The following is a 23,240-nucleotide window of genomic DNA, read 5'->3' on the forward strand; positions in this document are numbered from 1 at the left end:
AATATAATGATAGAAAGGACGCCACAATAGATACTTGACCTGTAATTTGTGGCGGTATCGCAGGACATCTGCGGTATGCAAGGTTTTAGAATGGAAGCTTATACGGGGTTTGCCCAGGTTTATGATATATTTATGGATAATGTGCCCTATGAAGAATGGGCAGATAATATAAGAAACATGCTGATGAAATACGGGGTGAAGGATGGTTTGATTCTGGATCTTGGCTGCGGTACCGGAAATATTACCAGGCGTCTTGCCGACTACGGTTATGATATGATTGGCATAGATATATCAGAAGAAATGCTGGGTATTGCCATTGAAAATAAATATGAAGAAGACGGTGAAGTCCTTCCTGGCAGTAAAAGAGAAGATATTTTGTATCTTAACCAGGATATGAGAAGCTTTGAACTTTATGGAACCATTGGAGCGGTTATCTGCAGCTGTGACAGCATGAATTACATTTTGAAAGAAGAAGATTTAAAACAAATCTTTCGACTGGTAAATAACTATCTGGATCCTGGCGGTATATTTTTATTCGATATGAATACAGAGTATAAGTATAAAAATATTCTTGGGGACAATGTTATTGCAGAAAATAGGGAAGATTGCAGCTTTATCTGGGAAAATTATTATAATGAAACAGATAATTTAAATGAGTATCAGGTAACAATATTCGTAAAGTCAGAAACAGATGGGAATGAGAACTCCAGGCAAAAGGCTGTTGGAAACCTCTATGAGAAATTCAGTGAAACTCATATACAGAAAGCATATTCCATAGAACGTATAAAAGAACTTCTCATTGAAGCCGGGATGGAGTTTATAGGTGTTTATGATGGCTATTCAGAAGCAGCACCAGCTGAAAATACAGAAAGAGTTTGTTTTCTGGCAAGAGAGAAATATCAACAGGGAAAAGAATATAATGCGGACTGAATAGGTTGAGTAATTAATATAGAATATAGCTATCCCAGCTTAAGGTCTATATATTAAAGTGTTTTTGGCTAGGATAGGAAGTACGTAAATTCAACTTATAGTGGATGCATAACAGGTTTTTAGAAAGGTTAGGTATAGAAAATGGCAGATTATATAATAAGAGCAACAGCTGCAGACAATCAGATTCGTGCATTTGCAGCAACAACAAGAGAATTGACAGAGTATGCAAGAAGTGTTCATAATACAAGTCCGGTAGCAACTGCAGCCTTAGGAAGAATGCTGACAGCAGGTGCCATGATGGGTAGTATGATGAAAGGAACCGATGATTTGCTGACCCTTCAGATTAAAAGTGATGGACCAATCGGCGGTATTACGGTTACAGCAGATGCCTCTGCCAACGTGAAGGGTTACGTCTATCATCCGGAGGTTATGCTGCCCCCCAGTCCTGCTGGGAAGCTGGATGTAGGCGGTGCCGTAAATCCCGGAATCTTAAGCGTAATCAAAGATATGGGATTAAAGGAACCTTATGTAGGCCAGACGCAGCTGGTTTCAGGTGAGATTGCGGAGGATTTGACCTATTATTTTGCAGCATCAGAGCAGATTCCTTCTTCTGTAGCCTTGGGAGTACTGATGAATAAAGATAATACGGTCAGAAAAGCCGGCGGCTTTATTATACAGCTTCTGCCCTTTGCAGAGGAAGAGGTAATACAGAAGCTGGAGGAAAAATTAGCAAGCCTTCCCTCTATTACTTCTTTATTAATGGAATATGAAACACCGGAGAGAATTCTTGAAATTATTCTTGGTGATATGGGACTTTCCATTATGGATAAGATGGATACAAAGTTCGAGTGTAACTGTACAAAGGAAAGAGTAGAGAAGGCGATTGTGAGTATTGGTAGAACAGAAATACAGGAAATGATTGATGAGGACAAGCCTATTGAAGTAAACTGTCATTTCTGCAGCACCCATTATCACTTTACAGTAGATGATTTGAAAGATATAATAACTAGAAGTAAATAAGTAAATAAGTAAATAAGTAAATAAGTAAATAAGTAGATAAGTAGATAAGTAAATAAGTAAATAAGTAGATGGATAAATAAGTAAATAAGTAGATGGGTAAATATGTAAATGATATTTTAGTAATTAGGTTAATAAAGAATCAAGGTTAATAAGAATAGCCATCTAAGTAGATAAATAGCCAATTAGGTAATAATTATGTTGTTACAGCAGCTCATTGAACTAAAGTAAATATGAAAAAAGTAACCGGGTACATATATTTGTGCCCGGTTATTTTTGCTTGTGACCATTTGGAAATAAACACTTGTTGTATATTTAAAGGTAAAATATTAAGGCATAAATATTAAGGCATAAATATTAAAGGCATAAATATTAAAGGCATAAATATTAAAGGTATTAATTATAAAAGGTCTAAATTATTGAGGGTATAAATTATTGAAGATTAAATTATGAAAGTATATATTAATTTTAGGGTTTTAAATAATTATAATAGTAGAAGTTTATACAACTTGCTGTTAATTTATGGAATATATAATTTGAAATATTACCCATTAAATGTTATATTAAAACTATATACGAACTAAAAATCGCAACAAATATTTTTTTATCTGTATTTTGAACATAACCTACAGTTGTCATGTTCTATGTGGTACTCTTATTCTAAAATACTAGGAGGAAAAGAATAATGAATGAAGAAATAATCGCTAGAGCCGGAGAAATCGTTGCAAGTAAGACTGGTGGCGGAAATGAGGGATATTGTGTATTGGCACTGATTGACACGGAAGGTTATCCGACAACCTCAACGATATCCGCCTCCAAAGCTGATGGGATAAACTGGATTACGTTTTGCACTGGTCTTGGCAGCAACAAAACCAAACGAATTGAGAACTGTAACCGTGCCAGTGTCTGCTTTGACTCCTTAGATCATAATATTACACTGGTGGGTACCATAGAAATACTAACAGACCCTGAAATTAAAAAAGAGATGTGGTATGAGGGACTTGTAAATCACTTTAATGGACCTGAGGATCCGAACTACTGCGTTTTACGTTTTAGAACGGAGCGATACAATCTTCTTGTAGATTGGAAGGAAGCGAGCGGTAATTTATGAAGAGGCTACTCATGCAAATCTACGCAAAAAACAGAGCGGAAGCCTTTGAGTTTTATAAAATAGCTTTTAACGCCGAACTTGGGTGGTGTGATAGGGATGAAAACGGAAACATTATACATGCAGAGCTTGATATATGCGGGCAAAATATAGCAGTGGGTGAATTATATAACGAACCCAAAGAGATGGCAATCGGAAATACTATGCAGTTTTGCTTGCAGTTCGACAAAGGGGAAGAGCATATTATAAAACAAGCTTATGAAGCTATGAAAGAGGAGGGGAACGTGCTTGCACCCCTGGGGCCTTGCTTTTTCAGTCCATATATGACTGATATTATAGATAAATATGGTGTTCACTGGTGTTTATTTATATAAAATATGATTTTTGATATTAGGGTGCAGAATCTCCTCTTTGCGGTATTCTGCGAACAATTTGGAAAAGTATCACCAACCATGTCCCCAAAACCGCACCTTGTTTCCCGCAAAGTGGAACCTTAAATACAGCACAAGCAGGTTTTCAAACACGCCCTGGTATGACTTGTTAAAACATAATTTACACTTTTGATTGTTGAAGTGTACATCTGCAACCAAATGAGGCATGTAGTGGGAGATGGTGAGAAATAAAGTAAATTTAGCACTTTTTATGAGGTACCGCAAGTACTTACTGTATAAATAGGAGCTGGTGATTAATAACAGGATTTTCGCAGGAGAATTCAGCCTGAAGCCCAATGTTAATACAATATGAGAAAGGAGTGTTATTATATGAGAATTGAAAAAGCAACACCTGAATCACAAGGAATCCCTTCTTCAGCGATTCTAAACTTTTTAAACAAGGTAAATGAACAAAAACTTGAAGTCCATTCGTTTATGCTGCTAAAGAACGGTAAAAATATCGCCGATTGCTGGTGGAAACCCTATGCAGCCTAATACAGACATCAGTTGTTTTCCCTGAGCAAGAGCTTTACATCTATTGCAATTGGTCTGGCTGTTGAAGAAGGTTTGCTAACAACAGATACACTGGTAGCTGATATCTTTGCCGACGAAATGAAAGAGCTAGGTGAAAAGGTTGATGAAAAAATCAAGAGAATTACCGTTAAAAACCTTCTCACAATGGGAACTGGAATGACTTATGAAAACTGGGTATGGGATGAGGAAGAGGATTCTAACAACATACTTGAATTTTTAAGATCCCATGTTAAAAATGAGCCAGGAAGTACTTTTTTCTATAATACACTTGCTACATATATGTGCTCAGCAATAATTACCAGGTTAACCGGACAAAAGCTTGTAGATTACCTTATGCCGAGGTTGTTCGAACCTCTGGGTATCGATCCTTTCTGGGAAGAAGACAAGCTAGGAGTCAGTTATGGTGGCTTTGGATTAAATATCAAAACAGAGGATATCGCTGTTTTTGGGCAAATGCTGCTTCAAAAGGGAGAATTTAATGGCAGGCAGCTCGTACCGGAGGCTTGGGTGAAAGAAGCGACCTCCAAACAAATCAATAATGGTGATGATGCTGACAGCGATTGGGCGCAGGGATATGGCTACCAGTTCTGGAGATGTGTTCCTGCTGGTGTATATCGTGGAGACGGCATGTATGGGCAATACTGTATAGTGATGCCTGAGCAGAACTGTGTGATTGCCGTAACCAGCAACCTTGACATGGATAAATTCATGAAGCTTATTTGGAGTGACCTTCTTCCTTGGCTGGGCGGAGACGAAGCTATGCCCCAAAGTAACGATTATGACAAGCTGGTTGAGTTTGCAGCCGGACAAACACATCTAAAAGTAAACGAAAATGCCGAAGCGTATCCAACCTTTCGAGCAGTTTACAAGCTTTCTCCAGACACGAAAGTTCCGGATGAGTTTAAGCTTAACAAACTTAGTTTTGATTTTGAAAATGGAGAGTGTCTACTTGCACTCTATATGGAGGGTAATCAACAGCCCTTATATGTAGTTCGTTTTGTTGAAAAACAATGGGTAGAAACCGCAAAACCCTTCTGGTTTTCTGAATATTTTTACAGGGCTGTGTGTTATGGTGAGTGGAACAACGAAGATTTTGAAGCCAACGTGTGGCATTATGAGACTCCTGTCAATACAAAGCTCTGCTTTACATTCAGTGAGGAGAGAAGAAGCTTGACGTTACAAGTGAAAGCACAGATAGAATTGTCACTTAGTTATATTAGAGTATAAAATATTTTACTATAGCCGGGGAATATGAAAATTATGCACTTTCTTATTAATTAATACACCGGGCAGGGCAGCTTAAGTTGGGAATTCTAAAAAATAATTATAAAAATAAAGTATAAGGGCTAATATAATTTTATATAAGGACATGGTGAATTATGGCAAAATATGAACGAAAATTAAAAGGAGACTTCCAGGAATTATTAAACTGGGTACATAGAGATATTACCAATGGCAGTTCTTCGGTTAGTTATGAGGATGGCAGTGATTTTGTTTTACCAGGGTCAAGGATAGCTGTCCGGGTCTATGAAAGATACAGTATGGCTGGTGGTAATCGTGTAAGCATGAATGTAACGATTGCAGGAGCTGGTGATGATTTATTTATCAGTGCGATTACCTCTGGAGGCAGCCAGGCAGTATTCTTTAAGATGAATACCATTGGTGAAGAAACATTTCTTGAATTATGCATAGAGTCAGTGCAAAACTATATACGAAAATGATAAATAAGTAATGGACATTCCCAATATTGCTAATAGAATCGAAACACCAGAGGATATAAGAAAAGGAGATATTCTTGCAAAGCTTGGAAATCATGTAATGTTATTTGTTGGATTTAGCAGAGATGAGAAAGATACAGCTATTATAATTGATTCTACAAGAAGTACAGGAAAAGTCTCTCTGAGGGAAGTAAATATGAGGGTATTATATCATAATGGTTATGGGATGTATCGAAAGATTTGATTTCATATAGCAATATGATAATATCATGAGAGGAGACGGGGTATGAAGTATTTACTAAAAAGTGGCGTTGCTATTATGATATATGCAGTTCTGCTACTCATTTTAGATGTTGAAATCGGAATAGGTATAAAGGACAAATGGGATAAGCTTAAGAAGTGGACCAGACAATAAGTGCATTAGTACATTCATGAACTATGAAAGGAGGGGAAACTCTCCTTTTATTTATTCTCTAAATGAATAATCTAAAAGAATAATCTAAAAGAATAATCTAATAGATTAATCTATTAGAATAATTGTAATGAAATTCAAACCAATGTAAAATGTATTAAGAAACTTTCGTAAAATTTAGAACTGTAGCATAATAAGGAGATTGCCGTAGAATATAACAACAGTCATACTTCCGGAAAAAAACACATTTCTATGTAAAATATACAAAATATCCTTCGCTTTTACATTGCTGTTTTACGAAATATATAGTAAAATAAGAATAGCGTATAGACAAGATATTATTGTATCGCAAGAGCAACTTGCGAAATATTTCGTAAAATGAAAAGGAGTGTTAAAATGAATTACGGTTATTTCGATGAAGAACAGAAAGAATATGTAATCACAAAACCCAATACGCCTGCACCTTGGGCGAATTATCTTGGCTCTCCGGAATATGGGGCTATAATATCCAATAATGCGGGTGGTTATAGTTTTGTAAAGAGTGGAGCAAATGGAAGAATTCTCAGATATCATTTTAACAGCGATGATACACCGGGAAGGTATCTTTATATCAGGGACGATGAATCCGGTGACTACTGGTCTGCTTCCTGGCAGCCCGTAGGTAAGGACTTAGAGGTATATAAGAACGAATGCCGCCATGGTACGGCTTATACCAGGATGACTGCGGAATATGCAGGCATAACCAGTGAAGCTCTTTATTATGTTCCTCTGAATAAGACCTATGAAGTTTGGAGGCTGAAAGTTAAGAATGATTCTGATGTGGTAAGAAAGCTGTCAGCCTTCAGCTACGCGGAGTTTACCAATGACAGCAATTATGAGCAGGATCAGATTAATCTGCAGTATACTTTATTTATAACCAGAACATATTTTAAAAACAATAAAATATTCCAGACAATAAATGAGAATGAACTGAAAAATGCCGAAGGCAGCAATGACAAAGAGCGTTTCTTTGGCTGTGTAGGTGCTGAGGTTACCTCTTATAATGGAGATAAAGGGGCATTTATAGGTAATTACCATACCTACGGCAATCCTGTGGCAGTAGAAAGAGGACGCTGCGACAATGTGTTAAACTACAACTCAAACGGCTGCGGAGCCCTTCATTCAGCCTTTACCTTAAACCCCGGTGAGACAAAAGAAATCGTATATATTCTTGGCAGATACAATGACAAAGAATCCGATAAGATCTTAAAGGCTTATGAAGATATAAGTGTAACCGAAAAAGAGCTTAAGGAATTAAAGGATTACTGGCACAGCAAGTTGAATAATTTCCAGGTAAGCACCCCCAGCAAGGAATTTGACAGTATGATCAATACCTGGAACGCTTATCAGTGCTTTATTACCTTCATCTGGTCCAGAGCAGCTTCTTTCGTCTACTGCGGACAGAGAAACGGCTATGGATACCGTGATACCGTACAGGATATCCAGGGAATTATCCATCTGGATCCTGCTATGGCGAAGGAAAGAATCCGCTTTATGCTCTCTGCTCAGGTAGATAACGGCGGTGGTCTGCCTCTGGTTAAATATGACCATAATGCCGGACATGAGGATACTCCCGATGATTATTCCTATGTACAGGCTACAGGTCATCCTGCTTATCGTGCAGATGATGCCCTATGGTTATTCCCTACTATCTTAAAATACATCGGAGAGACCGGAGATACCCAGTTCCTGAAAGAGGTTGTTCCTTATGCCAACAAAGATGAGGATACCGTATACGGACATTTAAAACGCGCAATCCTTTTCTCTATGGAAAGAATGGGAGATCATAATATGCCTGCCGGTCTTCACGCAGACTGGAATGATTGCTTAAGACTTGGTAAGAAAGGTGAATCAACCTTTGTTGCCCTCCAGCTTTATTATGCTATGAGTATTATCAAGGATTTTGCAGAAGATCAGAAAGACAGTGATTATATTGAATACATCAATAAGGTACAGGCAGAGCTGGGCGAGATAATTCAGAAGCTTTGCTGGGAAGACGACAGATATATTCGCGGTATTAAAGAAGACGGTCAGGTGATCGGCTCAAAGAAAGATAAAGAAGCAAGCATGTGGCTGAATCCCCAGTCCTGGTCAGTAATCAGCGGACTTGCAAGCAAGGAACAGGCAGAAGCAGCACTGGAATCCGTACACAGAGAATTAAATACTCCTTATGGTGTAAGAATAATGGCACCATCCTTTAAGGATCATGCCTTCCCAGGAGCCCTTGCCATTCTTTTTAATCCCTCCACAAAAGAAAACGGCGGTATCTTCTCTCAGCCACAGGGATGGATTATACTTGCCGAAAGCTTGATGGGACACGGAAACAGAGCCTTTGAATACTTTAAAGAAAGCTCCCCGGCTTCCTTAAATGATCAGGCAGAAATCCGTGTATTGGAGCCTTATGTTCACGGACAGTTTACCGAAGCAACGGAAAGTCCCTTTGAAGGACGTTCACATGTGCACTGGCTCACCGGAACCGCCTCCACAGTCATGGTTGGCTGTGTGGAAGGTATTCTTGGTATGAGACCGGATATGTACGGTCTAAGAGTTGCACCGGCCATTCCTTCTGACTGGAAAGAGATAACCATTAATAAATCCTTCAGAGGAAAGCTCTTAAATATCAAAGTAGAGAATCCAAACGGTGCAGAAGGCGGTTACAAGGAAATATATCTAAATGGAGTAAAGCTTTCCGATAATTATATTCCTGAGAACCAGATGAAGGAAAAGAATGAAGTGATTTTGATAATGTAATAAAAAATATAGGCGCGGGCTGTCCTTTAGATAGTCCGTGCCTATATTTAATTGAAGGAAATATCTTTACAGTGGTTACAGATGATTCAAGCTTTTTTTGCTAAGCAGTTCAAGTCGGTAACGTTCAAGTTCCCGTGCGATTTCATCATCCGGTAGCTGATTCCTGTATATTTCTATCATTTTTCCTATCATGAATTCTTTATTTTCCTGATTAAGCCTGTCATAATAACGTATGAGTTTCTTGTGCTCAGTTGTCAACGGTAGGGTCTGATAATTAGGGACTGCATTGGCATTGCATTGCATCGTATTTTCATTTTGGGTTTGAGAATTGCTTATGCCTAAAAGAAAATCGGTGGAGACATTGAAAAACTTAGCCAATGACAGTAAGGTTTCTACAGTTGGGAGCTTTTTGCCGTTTTCATAGTATGCAATGGTGCTTTGGGTCAGATTTAATCTTTGCGCCAGATCCTTCTGGGTTAATCCTCTGTGTTCTCTCAGTTCTTTTAATCTTGCATCAAACAAAACAGCACCTCCTGATTTGATATTATATAATAATTTATAACTGTTTGGTGTTAATATAACCAAAATAAATAATTGGATTGACAAATATGACTTAAAGTCATAAAATGTAAACATGACCGAGCCTAAAAAGTTAAATTATAGTAGGAGTACTTTGAGTTCAGAAGCTTTGGTCATAAACATGCCCAGGCTAAAATCCAAATGTATTGGAAGTGCGAAGCCCCTCAAAACTCTCCATACTGGATATTAGTGTTGTGCACTATGACGAATTGCTACATTGATACCAAAGAATCTGTGAGGTCTGAAATCATCAGCTTACAGGTTTTTTGGTTTTTTTCATATAACCCTTAAATTAATAAGTAAAAACCTGAAAAAATGGAAAAATATTAGTAAGGCTTATAAATTTAATTAGCAGAAACTAAGGGCTTAGAGCTGGAAATTACGATTTTTCTATTGCGCTTCTAGTTTTGTAGGATATAATAAGAAGAGTAAGACAAGCTTTGGGTGTTAATAACATGATGTGATGAGAACACAGATAGGAGCCGAATATGGAAAAGTTAGAGATGCTTTATGAAGGTAAGGCTAAAAAAGTTTTTAAAACAGCACAGGAAGATGTTTATATTGTTGATTATAAAGACGATGCAACTGCATTTAATGGCTTAAAGAAAGGAACCATAATCGGAAAAGGTGTTATTAACAACCGAATGTCCAATCATCTGTTTAAATTACTGGAAAAAGAAGGCGTAACCACACACTTTATTGAAGAATTAAGTGACAGGGAAACTGCTGTTAAGAAAGTTGAAATAGTACCCTTAGAGGTTATTATTCGAAATGTATCCGCCGGAAGCTTTGCCAAGAAGTTAGGAATGGAAGAGGGCATTAAATTACTTGCTCCCACTTTGGAATTCAGCTATAAGAATGATGACCTGGGAGATCCTATGATCAATGATTATTATGCCATTGCCTTAGGTCTTGCTACAAGAGAAGAAATTGATAAGATAACTGAAATGACTTTTAAGGTAAATGAAGTACTGAGCAGATATTTTGCGGAGTGTGGCATTGAATTAATAGATTTTAAGATAGAATTCGGAAGACATAAGGGAGAAGTTATCCTGGCAGATGAGATTTCACCGGACACCTGCAGACTATGGGATATCAAGACCCGCGAAAAATTAGATAAAGACCGTTTCAGAAGAGATATGGGTAATGTAGAAGATGCTTATAAGGAAGTATTACAGAGAATCGGTCTCGCTTAAAGCTACAGTCTGGGTTGTTGCAAATAGAAGGAATGGTATGTACTGTACCGGATTTTGCAGCAGCCCATTCTTAATTAAGGTCAGTAAACCTTTGGTATGGAATAAGGATGTATAAACTGATATTGCTATAAGAACAAAATACCTGTATTAGTTTGTATCAGAAAGGATTTTAAATGGATAAGAGCGCGCAATTTGACACCTGGGATTCAGATGAGTTACATGAAGAATGCGGAGTTTTTGGAATCTATGACTTCGACGGCAATGATATTGCTTCAACCATTTATTACGGACTATTTGCTTTACAGCACAGAGGACAGGAAAGCTGCGGAATTGCAGTAAGCGATACCAATGGTCCCAAGGGCAGTGTAAAGTCTTATAAGGGTTTGGGACTGGTAAATGAGGTGTTCACACCGGAAAGCCTGGAGGGCTTGCAGGGAAATATCGGCGTTGGCCATGTACGTTATTCAACCGCAGGAGCCAGCAACAGAGAGAATACCCAGCCCCTGGTTTTAAATTATGTCAAAGGAACACTGGCACTTGCACATAATGGTAACCTGGTCAATGCCATGGAATTAAAAGATAAGCTGTCCTATACAGGAGCAATCTTTCAGACCACCATAGATTCAGAAGTTATAGCCTATCTCATAGCAAGGGAGAGATTACAGACCCGCAGCGTAGAAGAGGCTGTAAAGAACGCCATGGTAAAATTAAAGGGAGCATATTCCCTGGTTATCATGAGCCCAAGAAAGTTAATCGGTGCAAGAGATCCTTTTGGCTTCCACCCCCTTTGTATCGGCAAAAGAGGAAATTCCTACATTCTGGCATCAGAAAGTACGGCTCTTGACACAATTGGTGCAGATTTTGTTAGAGACGTGGAACCCGGTGAAGTTGTTATGATCAACAAAGACGGAATTCATTCGGATATGTCACTGGCACAGCCGACGAAAGCAAAATGTATTTTTGAGTATATTTATTTTGCAAGACCGGACAGCTATATTGACAATATCAGCGTATATAATTCCAGAATTATGGCGGGAAGGATACTGGCACAGACCCACCCTGTGGAAGCAGATATTGTTGTAGGAGTGCCGGATTCCGGTAATGCTGCCGCTTACGGTTATTCCCTGGAGTCGGGAATACAGCTGGCAACTGCCTTTGTAAAGAACAGCTATGTGGGAAGAACCTTTATTAAGCCCAAGCAGTCCATGAGAGAATCCAGTGTAAGGGTTAAGCTAAATGTAATAAAAGATGTAGTTAAGGGAAAGCGTGTTATTATGATAGATGATTCTATTGTAAGAGGCACCACCAGTGAACGTATTGTAAGAATGCTTAAGAATGCAGGAGCCAGTGAGGTCCATGTAAGAATCAGTTCACCACCTTTTCTCTACCCCTGTTATTTTGGAGTGGATGTACCCTCCGATGACCAGCTGATTGCCCATAACAATACAGTTGAAAATATATGTGATATGATTGGTGCAGATTCTCTTGGATATCTGGGTGTGGACAGGCTCAGCGAGCTTATAGAAGGTGACAAGGGGTATTGTGATGCCTGCTTTACAGGAAATTATCCCATAGAGCCGCCTACAGAAGATATACGTGGTGAGTATGACAGATAAGTGACGGATACAGCTTCTCGTAAATAGTGGGAACAAATTTTATATGGGATGAGTAAAGTAGTGCCAGGGCTTATAAGATAATAATCTTCAGTGGTTGTTTTATGAATTTCTAAAAAGAACTTGCAAAATCTCATAATTTTAAGGATAATTGGATAGAGAGAATAAAAGGGGAGTGCCTGAATTGAATTAAAAGACTGGCAGTCCCCACATCTGCGGTCAGGTCATAGAATAGGCAATGATGCATATGGTTAGCACAGTAACGGCTTGAGAAAAGCGCCGTCAATACAGGAGGAAGCAATGAGTAATGATAAATATATAAGCCCCATGTCAGAGAGATATGCCAGCAAACAAATGCAATATATCTTTTCCCCCGATATGAAATTCAGAACCTGGAGAAAGCTATGGATAGCACTTGCTGAGGCAGAAAATGAACTTGGGCTTCCTGTGACAAGAGAACAGATTGAGGAATTGAAGAAATATCAGGATGACATTAACTATGAGGTAGCAAAGGAAAGAGAAGCCCTGGTACGCCATGATGTTATGTCCCATGTTTATGCTTATGGTGTACAATGCCAGAAAGCCAAGGGGATTATCCATCTTGGTGCAACCTCCTGTTATGTTGGTGATAATACAGATATTATCGTTATGACGGAGGCTTTAAAGTTAATTCGCACAAAACTTCTTAATGTCATGGATAAGCTTAAGAGCTTTGCCATGGAATACAGAGATCTACCGACCCTTGCTTTTACACATTTTCAGCCGGCACAGCCTACTACAGTAGGAAAGAGAGCGGCACTGTGGCTCATGGAATTAAAACTGGATTTTGATGATGTGGAATATCTGATTGATTCCATGAGACTACTTGGCTCAAAAGGTACCACCGGTACCCAGGCAAGCTTTTTGGAATTGTTTGAAGGAGACCATGAAAAAGTAAAAGCACTGGATAAAAAGATTGCGGAGAAAATGGGCTATGTGGATTGTTACCCCGTATCCGGTCAGACTTATTCCAGAAAAGTAGATACCAGAGTATTAAATGTACTTGCAGGAATTGCAGCCAGTGCACATAAATTCTCAAATGATATCAGGTTGTTGCAGCATTTAAAGGAAATTGAAGAGCCCTTTGAGAAGAATCAGATTGGTTCCTCTGCTATGGCCTATAAGAGAAATCCAATGAGAAGCGAACGTATTGCATCTCTGGCTAATTATGTTATCTGTGATGCCTTAAACCCTGCCATAACCTCCTCTACCCAATGGTTTGAGAGGACCCTTGATGATTCAGCGAATAAACGTATCAGCGTACCGGAAGGCTTTCTGGCAGTGGACGGAATTCTTGATCTTTATTTAAACGTAGTAGACGGCCTGGTGGTTTATCCAAAGGTTATTGAAAAGCACATTATGGCGGAGCTTCCTTTTATGGCCACAGAAAACATTATGATGGATGCTGTAAAAGCAGGCGGTGACAGACAGGAACTTCATGAAAAGATTCGTACCCTTTCCATGGAGGCTGGGCGTAATGTAAAGGAAAAGGGACTCGATAACAATCTGTTGGAATTAATTGCTGCAGATCCTTCCTTTAACCTGACCCTGGAAGAACTGAAGCAGACCATGGATCCTAAGAAGTATGTAGGACGTTCCAAGGAGCAGGTGGAGGAATTTATTGATGAGGTAATTAATCCGCTTTTAGAAGAGAATAAAGAGACTCTTGGAATGACAGCGGACATTAAGGTTTGATTGAACGTCTGGATATCGAGAATATGTCTGATAGATATAGAAAAGGCTGAAAGACACATTATCAAGAAAACAAAAATTTCAGGCTGGGTATACGCCCAGCCTGTTGCTTTACATAAAAACTAACATAAATTTTTAGAAATAAACGTGACTTTCATTAGGTTTTTGTTTATTTTTTTATTTTACAGCTTAAATAAAATACTTCCCTTTTCCTTCCATATCCCAGTTTTTTAGCCCATTTTGTATTCATTTTTATCAAATCTTCATTGGTTAAAACTGAGACTTTGTTAATACTTATTCCATAATTTTCATATACATATTTTAATTTCTGGCTGAAATAGGCAATGCTTAAGGCTGGAAGCGCGCTCTCTCTTTTATTACCTGCTTTTCATAAAAATCACAATAGCTGATACATATATCTAAAGCTGCATCTGTTTTGGCAATTTTGTATATACTATTTAAGACTTCAGGTTCTCCTTTAATAATTCCATCCCGAAGACTTCCCCATGGAAGATTAATAGATATTTGGTCTGCTTTACCATATAAAGTATCCGGTAAAGCTTCTGCCTTGGCAACGACATACATCACATTGCTAAGCCCGCCTTTTTCGGGTTTCTTTGCTGATTTTACGGAGTAGGGCCGCATGGCGGCTGCAGCCGAATCGACGCCTATGAACATAGCGTCTCTATTCTGCCTGGCTTTTCTATATACAAATTCACCTTCACCTGTACCGATATCAATGTTCAGAGATCTAAATCCCTTTATAAGATTATCAAATTCTGCAGAACCGATTTCTTTCATTTTATTTATTACGTATAAATATCAAATGTGGTAAAATCAGAATAAAAAATAGAAGGAGTCCACCTATGAATGATTGTACCATTGGGATTTTAGCCGGTATGGGACCAAGATCAACTGCACCCTTCATCGATTTGGTAGTAAATGAATGCCAGTTACAGTACGGAGCTAAATATGATGAAGAATTCCCCAAAATGATGATATATTCTTTACCTACTCCATTTTTTATTGACCGTCCCATAAACCATGATCTCATGAAGAAAACCATAACAAAAGGATTGCAAGAACTTGAATCCACCGGTGTAAATTTTATTGCAGTACCCTGCAATACTGCACATATTTATTATAGTGAGCTGAAAGCTTCTGTTCAGGTGCCCTTATTGAATATCGTTGAAGAAACCCTTAAAAACCTGCCTGTCGTTTCCCAAAGAGTAACCTTATTTTCAACAAGCTCTACTTTTGAGTCAGATATTTACCAAAAAGGTATACAAAAGGCCGGTCACAAATTTATCTTTAAACAGGAATGGCAGTCCACAATAAATAATCTGATTCAGTGTATTAAAACAAATAAAAATGATGACCAAAACAAACGTCTATGGGAAAACCTGATAAAACAGGTGAATCAAGAATTCATTGATTATATCATAATTGCCTGTACGGATTTAAATGTTGTTGTGGATTTGTTAACGGCACCGGTACATTTTATTGATTCCTCTAAATGTCTGGCTTCAGCTGTGGTAAAAAAATATATGGAATCAGCAAAAAAGAATTAAGCAATACGGACTATTTTGGAACATATAAACAGTATATAAACAGGCAGTAATACATAACCTCTGAAAAACATGGAAGTAATTCCCTGTCTTAAACTGAAATAACCGGAGGGCTGTAAAATACACCGCTAGAACGAAAAAACAACTGGCAGGCTGCTGTAAAATAGCCTTGCAATTACCTGAGTAACCCCTTACAATAGAGATGTATGTAATGTTATTACTACGGTAGTTAAAAACAGGAAAGCGAGGAGCAGGAGTATGGAATTTAAACAGGAACCAAACCGTATCTATCTGGAAGACGGAGAAGGTAAGACAATTGCGGAAGTTACTTTCCCCGAGATCTATGCAGGAACAGTAAATGTCAATCATACCTTTGTAGATGATTCCCTGAGAGGACAGGGTATTGCCGGAAAATTAATGGAAGAGCTGACACAAAAGCTTCGTGCCGAAAATAAAAAGGCGGTGCTGACCTGTTCCTATGCAGTAAAATGGTTTGAAAAGAATACAGAGTATGCGGATTTAGTTAAGAAGGTTTAATTTAAATGCCGAGATTATAGCATATAAATTAAGCGCATGAACACATAAATGCTATAGTAACTTATATTGGTTTTGTTTGGATAGATTTGAGAATATATAAGTTAATGAGGCTTTTTATTACCTGCCAAAGTATAAAAATATATCCTGTTTTATGCTTGGCAGGAAAAAATTGAACTTATATGTTAATCTGTCTGTGTTAAGGAAAGAGGATGGGATGAACATACAAATTTTCGGGAAATCCAAATGTTTTGATACGAAAAAAGCAGAAAGGTATTTCAAGGAAAGAAGAATTAAGTATCAGATGATAGACTTAAGGAAGCACGGTATGAGCCTTGGCGAATATAAAAGTGTGAAAACGGCTGTGGGCAGTATGAGCAGACTGATGGATGAGCATTCCAGGGAATATGAAGAGAATTATGTAAAGTACCTGTCAGATGAAGTAGATAAAGAAGAAAAGCTCCTGGAGCATCAAGGGATGTTTCAGACCCCTATCGTAAGAAACGGCAGACAGGCAACAGTGGGATATCAGCCTGATATCTGGAAAGACTGGGTATAGGCTAAGATATTAAGTAATCCTCGGGATACGAAAGGCACATATGGATATAAGTCTGGAATACTATAAAATATTTTATTACGTGGCAAAGACAGGAAGCTTTACGGCAGCAGCTGAGAAACTGAGTATCTCCCAGCCTGCTGTCAGTCAGGCTGTCAAGCTGCTGGAAAGAGAGCTTGACGGAAGCTTTTTTTTGCGGACACAAAAAGGAGTAAGGCTCACACCGGAAGGTGAAATGCTCTATTCCTACATAGCTGCAGGGTATGAGAGTATTTTAAAGGGTGAGGAGCTTTTAAGAAGGAGGCTTGACCTGGAAAATGGTGAAATCAGAATAGGTGCCAGTGATATGACGCTGAAATACTATCTGCTGCCCTATCTGGAAGAGTTTCATGACAAATATCCCGGCATTAAGGTAAGTGTAACCAATGCACCGACCCCTGAGACCCTGGAATATTTATATAATGGTAAGATTGATTTCGGCATTGTAAGCGAGCCCTTTACGGCGAAAGCTTCGGTGAAGACCAAACAGGTCAAAGAAATACGAGACATATTTGTAGCAGGCAGCAGATTTTCGCACCTGTCCGGCAAAGAGCTGGAATACAGGGATTTGGAAGAACTGCCTATTATCTGCCTGGAGGGACTCACCAGTACAAGGACATATGTGGACCAGATACTAAAAAATAACGGTGTAGTATTAAAACCGGAATTTGAACTTGCAACCAGTGATATGATCGTGCAGTTTTCTTTAAGGAACCTTGGTATAGGCTCTGTTGTCAATGACTTTGCAAAAGAGTATATCAAAAATGGTGAGCTCTTCGAGCTTGCCCTGAAAAGACAGCTGCCACCAAGACATTATTGTATCGTTACCAGTTCTAAGAACCCGGTGTCTATAGCAGCCGGTAAACTCCTTGATATGATGGAAGGCTAATTCTTAGATTCATAGTCCACTGGAATGAATACTTTAATGAGTGAAAGACTTTATTTTAACAAGTGAATTAATTTATCATCTCAAGGTATAAAAACTGGAAATAATATATATTTTCATATCTGGAGAGTTAAAAAGAGATAGTTTTATTATATACATAGCAAATAGGAAGGATTAAGTCAGCTAAGAGTATTGGGCAGGCTGATGGGACAACATGAGAAGAATAGCAAAATTTGAAAAAGTTACATTAGAACAGTTTAAGAAAGATTGGAGCGATACTTTCCCTGATACAGATGCAGAGGAAGTTGTTACTATATATGAAGCCATAGAACTGCCGAAACGTGCTACAAAAGGCTCTGCTGGGTATGATTTCTACAGTCCCCTGGACTTTAGCCTGTCTCCCAGAGCTGGAATTAAGATACCTACCGGTATAAGAGTATCTATGGAAGAAGGCTGGGTGCTAAAATGTTATCCAAGAAGTGGCTTGGGCTTTAAATTCAGGCTGCAGATGAATAATACCGTTGGTATCATTGACAGTGATTATTATTATTCCGACAATGAGGGACATATCTTTGCCAAGGTTACAAACGATTCCAATGAAGGAAAAGTTGCCGAAGTAAAAGCTGGCTCAGGTTTTATGCAGGGAATATTTGTGGAATATGGAATAACCGTAGATGATGAGTGTGAAGAAGAGCGTAACGGCGGATTTGGAAGTACATCGAAATAATAACTTTCTCATGAAGCAAAAGTCAGGACATTTTTTTTATAAAGTTCGGATTGCCAGGCTCTGCCAGGCAGAAAGGAAATGAAATGAAAGTCTTAGTCAGTGCCTGCCTTTTAGGACTGGATTGCAGATATTGCGGAACGGGTAAATACATTCATGAACTGAAAAGCCTAAGTCAGGAGCATCAGTTTATTCCCGTATGTCCTGAACAGCTGGGAGGTCTTCCTACGCCAAGAAATCCGGTGGAGTTAAGGGAGGGGAGAGCTGTTGAACAGGAGGGAGCTGACCGAACGGAGCAATTTACTAAAGGTGCCTCAGAAACCTTAAAACTGGCAGAATATTTTGAATGTAAAACAGCCATTTTAAAAGCGAACAGTCCTTCCTGCGGATACGGCCAGATATATGATGGTACATTTAAGGGTATACTTAAAGAAGGAAAAGGATTAACCTCAGCTCTCCTCCATAAAAATGGGGTTAAGATCTTTACAGAAGAGGGCCTGGAAGACTTTAAAGTATATGCCGGGAGAATTGGGTAAAGCTAATACAGCGTATAAACCTGTTGATTTGTTGTGTGTCGAAACACACAGATGGGAGTTCTATGAAAAGTATGACTTTATCATCAAAAAAATTATTCTTGCTTACATTGCTTTTATGCCTTGTTATACCGGCATCTGGCTGTCGTAAGTCAGAAGTAACGGAAGATAAGACTCTTCGTGCCATTGTGATATCAGTCCATGACGAAAGCATCATGACAGCTGTGTCCGGTAAAAATGATGTCCTGACACCATTTGAACCGGTTTCGGTTCATTATAAAGATACAAAAGATTTAAAGCTTCAACGAGGTACGGTTATTGACATTTTATTTGATGGTACAGTTATGGAATCCTATCCCCCTCAGATTTCAGCAAGGAAAATTAATGTGATTGAGGAGGTGGCGGATAACTGGCCCCCTACGAAAGAGATTCCTGAGGAGTATCCTTTCGATTCAGCAAAAGAGGACGGAGTATATGCAGAAGGTCTGAAAGAAACTGCAAACCCTGAACTGGTTGATCGCTTTTTGGATAACAGTACACAGGGTATCACAGCATATCTAAGAAAAGTTTCCTATACCATAGAAGGAGATCCCATAATCACAGATTTTATTTATGATGGCGGCAAATATTACGCCGTAACGGATGCTTCCAGAGACGCCTATGCCGCGGAAGAAAAGATTACAGCAAAAGAATATTCCTATATCAATACCTATGAAAAGGAAAATAGAAGGATAGTCTATCTTGCAGACCAGAAAGATATCAGCCCGGAAGATTTTGAAGAAATGGTACTTAATCCGGATAATGATAATCACATTGATGTATTCATAATAGCAAATAATATGATTGCACAGTAATATAAAAGCTTATTTCTCATGGGAATATTTATGAAAAGTATAAATCCCTGAAGGGATAAGCTTAAAATAATTCAAAGATAAAATAGGAGAGCATTTAACAGAACAGCAGCGATGAGACAGAAGAACCTGATAAAAAGACGCTTCAATGGAGTTAAATATAAATGCTTGGGATAAATTTCATATAATACAGCATCCTATAATATATAAAAGCCGGTCTGTATATTGAAACAATATAATCAGGGATTATGGACAATATAAAAAATATTGATTTTACTTATGTTCCAAATATATGTATAATAGGAAAGTAATAAGGCATGGTAACTGGTTTGTTACAATGCCGTTTTTTATGCAGAAAAAAGGATGACTGTATAAGAGATAACTCATGGTTGTAAAAGGAGGAAATTCTATGGTAAAAGCAATAGTAGGCGCTAATTGGGGCGATGAAGGCAAGGGTAAGATAACGGACATGTTAGGTCAGGAATCTGATATTATTGTAAGATTTCAGGGAGGCAGCAATGCTGGCCACACAATCATTAATAAGTACGGTAAATTCGCACTTCACCTTCTTCCCTCAGGTGTATTTTATGAGCACACTACCTGTATTATCGGTAACGGAGTAGCACTTAATATTCCTTATCTTTTTGAAGAAGTAAAATCCTTAACAGACAGAGGCGTGCCGGAACCTAAGCTCCTGGTTTCTGACAGAGCACAGATTATGATGCCATATCATATCCTCTTTGACCAGTATGAAGAAGAAAGACTGGGAGGCAAATCCTTTGGTTCCACCAAATCAGGTATTGCACCCTTTTATTCCGATAAATATGCAAAAATAGGTTTTCAGGTATCCGAGCTTTTCGATGAAGAAAGCTTAAAAGAAAAAGTTGAAAGAGTATGTGAAGCTAAAAATGTTATCTTAGAGCATATGTATCACAAACCTCTCATCAACACTGAGGAATTATACAATACCCTTATTGAATACAGAGAAATGGTTAAACCATATGTCTGCGATGTTTCTGCTTACCTGTATGAGGCTATAAAAGAAGGTAAGAATATCTTATTAGAGGGACAGCTTGGTGCTTTGAAAGATCCGGATTTCGGAATTTATCCGATGGTAACTTCCTCCTCCACACTGGCAGCCTACGGTGCCATAGGTGCAGGTATTGCTCCTTATGAAATCAAGGAAATTATTGCAGTTGCCAAGGCTTATTCCAGTGCTGTAGGAGCCGGTGAATTCGTAAGTGAGATTTTTGGTGAAGAAGCCGATGAGTTAAGAAAAAGAGGCGGTGACGGCGGTGAATTTGGTGCTACGACCGGAAGACCCAGACGTATGGGCTGGTTCGATGCAGTAGCAACAAGATATGGCTGCAGAATGCAGGGAGCAACACAGGTTGCACTTACTGTTCTGGATGTTCTGGGCTATTTAAATGAGCTGCCTGTATGTGTAGGTTATGAAATCGATGGAGTTGTGACAAAGGATTTCCCTACCACAGTTAAGCTTGCCAAAGCAAAGCCGGTTTATGTAAATCTTCCTGGCTGGAATCAGGAAATCAGGGGAATTACGAAATACGAAGAGCTTCCTGAGAATTGCAGGAATTATATTGAGTTTATAGAAAAAGAGATAGGCGTTCCTGTTACCATGGTTTCCAATGGTCCTGGCAGGGATGAAATTATTTATCGTTAATTAAATGGTGGATTCCTAATTGGTTTTCACAAGGGGGGATTTTCGTCAAACAACAGGTTTTCACAAGGGGACGGAAATTTGCTTCAAACAGAAGGTTTTCACAAGGGGACGGAAATTTGCGTCAAACAGAAAGACTCATGCTTCAATTCCAAGGTATAAGAAGTCCTAATTCTCTGAAGCTTTTGTGCTTGACATATACTAAAACAGATAACTCGCTCCGCTCAGACAATCTGTTTTAGTATATAGCACAAAAGCTTCAGAGAATAGGACTTCTAATACCTTTCCATAGGCGCATTCATCTTTCTGTTTGGCGCGAATTTCCTGTTTGTTTATGAAGAACGGTTTTTGAGGCGTGAAGCTTTGGAGTGTATCATAGAAAAATACAGTGTTTTTTGAAGAATTGTGAACTGCCTGATTTGAGTTTGTATGATATAATGAAAGCGGAAAGAGGAATTGCAAGCTTGCTTGCGAATTCTGACTGGAGCAACAAGAAAATGAACAAGCTTTACGTTCATTTTATAATGAAAGCGGAAAGAGGAATTGCAAGCTTGCTTGCGAATTCCGACTGGAGCAACAAGAAAATGAACATGCTTTACGTTCATTTTATAATGAAAGCGGAAAGAGGAATTGCAAGCTTGCTTGCGAATTCTGACTGGAGCAACAAGAAAATGAACATGCTTTACGTTCATTTTATAATGAAAGCGGAAAGAGGAATTGCAAGCTTGCTTGCGAATTCTGACTGGAGCAACAAGAAAATGAACAAGCTTTACGTTCATTTTATAATGAAAGCGGAAAGAGGAATTGCTTGTTTGCAGATTCTGACTGGAGCAATAAGAAAAGGGACGAAAGACGGAGGGGATTATGATAATTGGAGGAATTGAAGCCGGCGGTACAAAAATGGTTTGTGCAATCGGTAATGAAAAGGGAGAAATCCATAAGAGATTAACAATTCCGACAGAGTCACCTGAAGTTACTATTCCTGCATTGATTCGATTTTTTGAAACAGAAGCTTTAGAAGCCCTGGGAATCGGATGTTTTGGTCCTATTGACTTGAATATTTTATCTCCTACCTACGGTTCGATTACCAGCAGTCCGAAAATGGCCTGGCGTAATTTTAATATTGTGAAGGCTTTTAAGGATGCATTGAAGATTCCCATAGGTTTTGATACGGATGTCAACGGTGCTGCTCTTGGAGAAGCTGTCTGGGGAGCGGGTAAAGATTGTGAGTCGGTAATCTATATTACGATTGGTACCGGAGTGGGAGTTGGAGTCTGCATCAATGGTATGCCGCTGCATGGACTGGTTCATCCGGAGGCTGGACATATACTTGTTACCCGCCATCAACAGGATACCTACGAAGGTTTTTGTCCTTATCATGATAACTGTCTGGAAGGGCTTGCTGCCGGACCGGCAATAGAGGGCAGATGGAAGCAAAAAGGCCATGAGCTGGCAGAACGGGATGAAGTCTGGGAACTGGAGGCTTTTTATATAGCCCAGGCTGTTACTAACTATATACTGACCTTATCACCTAATAAAATTGTTTTATGGGGCGGTGTTATGCATCAGCCTCAGCTCTTTCCTGCTGTAAGAGAGAAGGTTCTGCAAAATTTGGGTGGATATATCCGTCATGAGGACATTATGAAAGATATTGATAATTATATTATATCACCAATACTTGGGGAAGATCCCGGTATCTTGGGAGCTATAAGACTTGGATATCTTGCATTAGAGAAGGCACTGTAGAATAATTTGATAGATTAATATTATAACCCAAGAATAAGTGCAATGACTGCTATGGTGCTTCTA

Annotated in this window: 25 protein-coding genes; 23 read left to right on the plus strand and 2 right to left on the minus strand. The window is 38.7% G+C overall.

From position 1 onward, the window contains the following. The first annotated feature begins 75 nt into the window (after positions 1–75). The 10 genes from BR73_RS0106215 (at position 76) to BR73_RS0106250 (ending at position 8,940) form a co-directional block, all read left to right on the plus strand. On the plus strand, positions 76–930 hold the full coding sequence (locus BR73_RS0106215) for a class I SAM-dependent methyltransferase (RefSeq protein ID WP_347463218.1): 855 nt from the start codon (positions 76–78) through the stop codon (positions 928–930). A gap of 141 nt (positions 931–1,071) precedes the next feature. Continuing rightward, complete coding sequence (hslO, locus tag BR73_RS0106220; RefSeq protein ID WP_033164825.1) at positions 1,072–1,950, plus strand: Hsp33 family molecular chaperone HslO; 879 nt, start codon at positions 1,072–1,074, stop codon at positions 1,948–1,950. A 682-nt stretch (positions 1,951–2,632) separates the two neighbouring features. After that, entirely contained in the window at positions 2,633–3,058 is a 426-nt protein-coding gene (locus BR73_RS0106225; RefSeq protein WP_033164826.1) for a pyridoxamine 5'-phosphate oxidase family protein, read from the plus strand. Positions 3,059–3,069: 11 nt separating this feature from the next. Further along, positions 3,070–3,429, plus strand: a complete 360-nt coding sequence (locus BR73_RS0106230) for a VOC family protein (RefSeq protein ID WP_242860632.1) — start codon at positions 3,070–3,072, stop codon at positions 3,427–3,429. Positions 3,430–3,816: 387 nt separating this feature from the next. Then, entirely contained in the window at positions 3,817–3,981 is a 165-nt protein-coding gene (locus BR73_RS28670) for a hypothetical protein (RefSeq protein WP_156034626.1), read from the plus strand. 12 nt (positions 3,982–3,993) lie between these two features. Next, positions 3,994–5,247: a serine hydrolase gene (locus tag BR73_RS27170; RefSeq protein ID WP_051685010.1), complete on the plus strand. Its 1,254-nt coding sequence runs from the start codon at positions 3,994–3,996 to the stop codon at positions 5,245–5,247. Between the two features lie 152 nt (positions 5,248–5,399). Continuing rightward, positions 5,400–5,741: a DUF6054 family protein gene (locus BR73_RS0106240; RefSeq protein ID WP_033164828.1), complete on the plus strand. Its 342-nt coding sequence runs from the start codon at positions 5,400–5,402 to the stop codon at positions 5,739–5,741. Positions 5,742–5,751: 10 nt separating this feature from the next. Beyond that, positions 5,752–5,982 (plus strand): hypothetical protein, encoded by a 231-nt coding sequence (locus BR73_RS0106245; RefSeq protein ID WP_033164829.1) that lies wholly within the window; start codon positions 5,752–5,754, stop codon positions 5,980–5,982. Between the two features lie 42 nt (positions 5,983–6,024). Further along, a complete protein-coding gene (locus tag BR73_RS29595; RefSeq protein ID WP_278248525.1) occupies positions 6,025–6,153 on the plus strand; it encodes a hypothetical protein in 129 nt (42 codons plus the stop codon). 393 nt (positions 6,154–6,546) lie between these two features. Beyond that, positions 6,547–8,940: an amylo-alpha-1,6-glucosidase gene (locus BR73_RS0106250; RefSeq protein ID WP_033164830.1), complete on the plus strand. Its 2,394-nt coding sequence runs from the start codon at positions 6,547–6,549 to the stop codon at positions 8,938–8,940. 75 nt (positions 8,941–9,015) lie between these two features. On the opposite strand, the gene BR73_RS27175 is transcribed toward BR73_RS0106250, so the two are convergent. Further along, on the minus strand, positions 9,016–9,462 hold the full coding sequence (locus BR73_RS27175) for a helix-turn-helix transcriptional regulator (protein WP_051685011.1): 447 nt from the start codon (positions 9,460–9,462) through the stop codon (positions 9,016–9,018). Between the two features lie 545 nt (positions 9,463–10,007). On the opposite strand from BR73_RS27175, the gene purC reads away from it, so the two are divergent. The 3 genes from purC (at position 10,008) to purB (ending at position 14,062) form a co-directional block, all read left to right on the plus strand. Further along, positions 10,008–10,715 (plus strand): phosphoribosylaminoimidazolesuccinocarboxamide synthase, encoded by a 708-nt coding sequence (gene purC / locus BR73_RS0106260; RefSeq protein WP_033164831.1) that lies wholly within the window; start codon positions 10,008–10,010, stop codon positions 10,713–10,715. A 173-nt stretch (positions 10,716–10,888) separates the two neighbouring features. Further along, positions 10,889–12,331: an amidophosphoribosyltransferase gene (gene purF, locus BR73_RS0106265; RefSeq protein ID WP_033164832.1), complete on the plus strand. Its 1,443-nt coding sequence runs from the start codon at positions 10,889–10,891 to the stop codon at positions 12,329–12,331. Positions 12,332–12,628: 297 nt separating this feature from the next. After that, a complete protein-coding gene (purB, locus tag BR73_RS0106270; RefSeq protein ID WP_033164833.1) occupies positions 12,629–14,062 on the plus strand; it encodes an adenylosuccinate lyase in 1,434 nt (477 codons plus the stop codon). A 345-nt stretch (positions 14,063–14,407) separates the two neighbouring features. Here the strand turns inward: purB and BR73_RS0106275 are convergent, their stop codons facing one another. Continuing rightward, positions 14,408–14,860, minus strand: a complete 453-nt coding sequence (locus tag BR73_RS0106275; RefSeq protein ID WP_033164834.1) for a methyltransferase domain-containing protein — start codon at positions 14,858–14,860, stop codon at positions 14,408–14,410. Between the two features lie 65 nt (positions 14,861–14,925). Here BR73_RS0106275 and BR73_RS0106280 point away from each other — a divergent pair, with 65 nt between their 5' ends. From BR73_RS0106280 to BR73_RS0106325, 10 genes are all read left to right on the plus strand, one after another. After that, positions 14,926–15,630, plus strand: a complete 705-nt coding sequence (locus BR73_RS0106280; protein ID WP_033164835.1) for an amino acid racemase — start codon at positions 14,926–14,928, stop codon at positions 15,628–15,630. 255 nt (positions 15,631–15,885) lie between these two features. Beyond that, on the plus strand, positions 15,886–16,164 hold the full coding sequence (locus BR73_RS0106285; protein ID WP_033164836.1) for a GNAT family N-acetyltransferase: 279 nt from the start codon (positions 15,886–15,888) through the stop codon (positions 16,162–16,164). Positions 16,165–16,378: 214 nt separating this feature from the next. Further along, positions 16,379–16,720, plus strand: a complete 342-nt coding sequence (locus BR73_RS0106290; protein ID WP_197032621.1) for an ArsC/Spx/MgsR family protein — start codon at positions 16,379–16,381, stop codon at positions 16,718–16,720. A gap of 40 nt (positions 16,721–16,760) precedes the next feature. Continuing rightward, positions 16,761–17,645 (plus strand): LysR family transcriptional regulator, encoded by an 885-nt coding sequence (locus BR73_RS0106295; protein WP_033164838.1) that lies wholly within the window; start codon positions 16,761–16,763, stop codon positions 17,643–17,645. A 211-nt stretch (positions 17,646–17,856) separates the two neighbouring features. Further along, positions 17,857–18,369 carry a deoxyuridine 5'-triphosphate nucleotidohydrolase gene (locus BR73_RS0106300; protein ID WP_033164839.1) on the plus strand — a complete coding sequence of 171 codons (513 nt, stop codon included), beginning with the start codon at positions 17,857–17,859 and terminating at the stop codon, positions 18,367–18,369. An 83-nt stretch (positions 18,370–18,452) separates the two neighbouring features. Continuing rightward, a complete protein-coding gene (locus BR73_RS0106305; protein WP_033164840.1) occupies positions 18,453–18,902 on the plus strand; it encodes a DUF523 domain-containing protein in 450 nt (149 codons plus the stop codon). A gap of 62 nt (positions 18,903–18,964) precedes the next feature. Continuing rightward, positions 18,965–19,753: a DUF4362 domain-containing protein gene (locus BR73_RS0106310; protein ID WP_033164841.1), complete on the plus strand. Its 789-nt coding sequence runs from the start codon at positions 18,965–18,967 to the stop codon at positions 19,751–19,753. A 406-nt stretch (positions 19,754–20,159) separates the two neighbouring features. Then, positions 20,160–21,434 carry an adenylosuccinate synthase gene (locus BR73_RS0106315; RefSeq protein ID WP_033164842.1) on the plus strand — a complete coding sequence of 425 codons (1,275 nt, stop codon included), beginning with the start codon at positions 20,160–20,162 and terminating at the stop codon, positions 21,432–21,434. Positions 21,435–21,868: 434 nt separating this feature from the next. Continuing rightward, positions 21,869–22,315 carry a hypothetical protein gene (locus tag BR73_RS0106320; RefSeq protein ID WP_156034628.1) on the plus strand — a complete coding sequence of 149 codons (447 nt, stop codon included), beginning with the start codon at positions 21,869–21,871 and terminating at the stop codon, positions 22,313–22,315. Then, positions 22,296–23,177 (plus strand): ROK family protein, encoded by an 882-nt coding sequence (locus tag BR73_RS0106325; RefSeq protein WP_033164844.1) that lies wholly within the window; start codon positions 22,296–22,298, stop codon positions 23,175–23,177. The genes BR73_RS0106320 and BR73_RS0106325 overlap by 20 nt, the downstream gene beginning before the upstream one ends. Positions 23,178–23,240 lie beyond the last annotated feature (63 nt).

Source organism: Clostridium sp. KNHs205, from assembly GCF_000702945.1.
Lineage (GTDB): Bacteria > Bacillota > Clostridia > Lachnospirales > Lachnospiraceae > Anaerocolumna.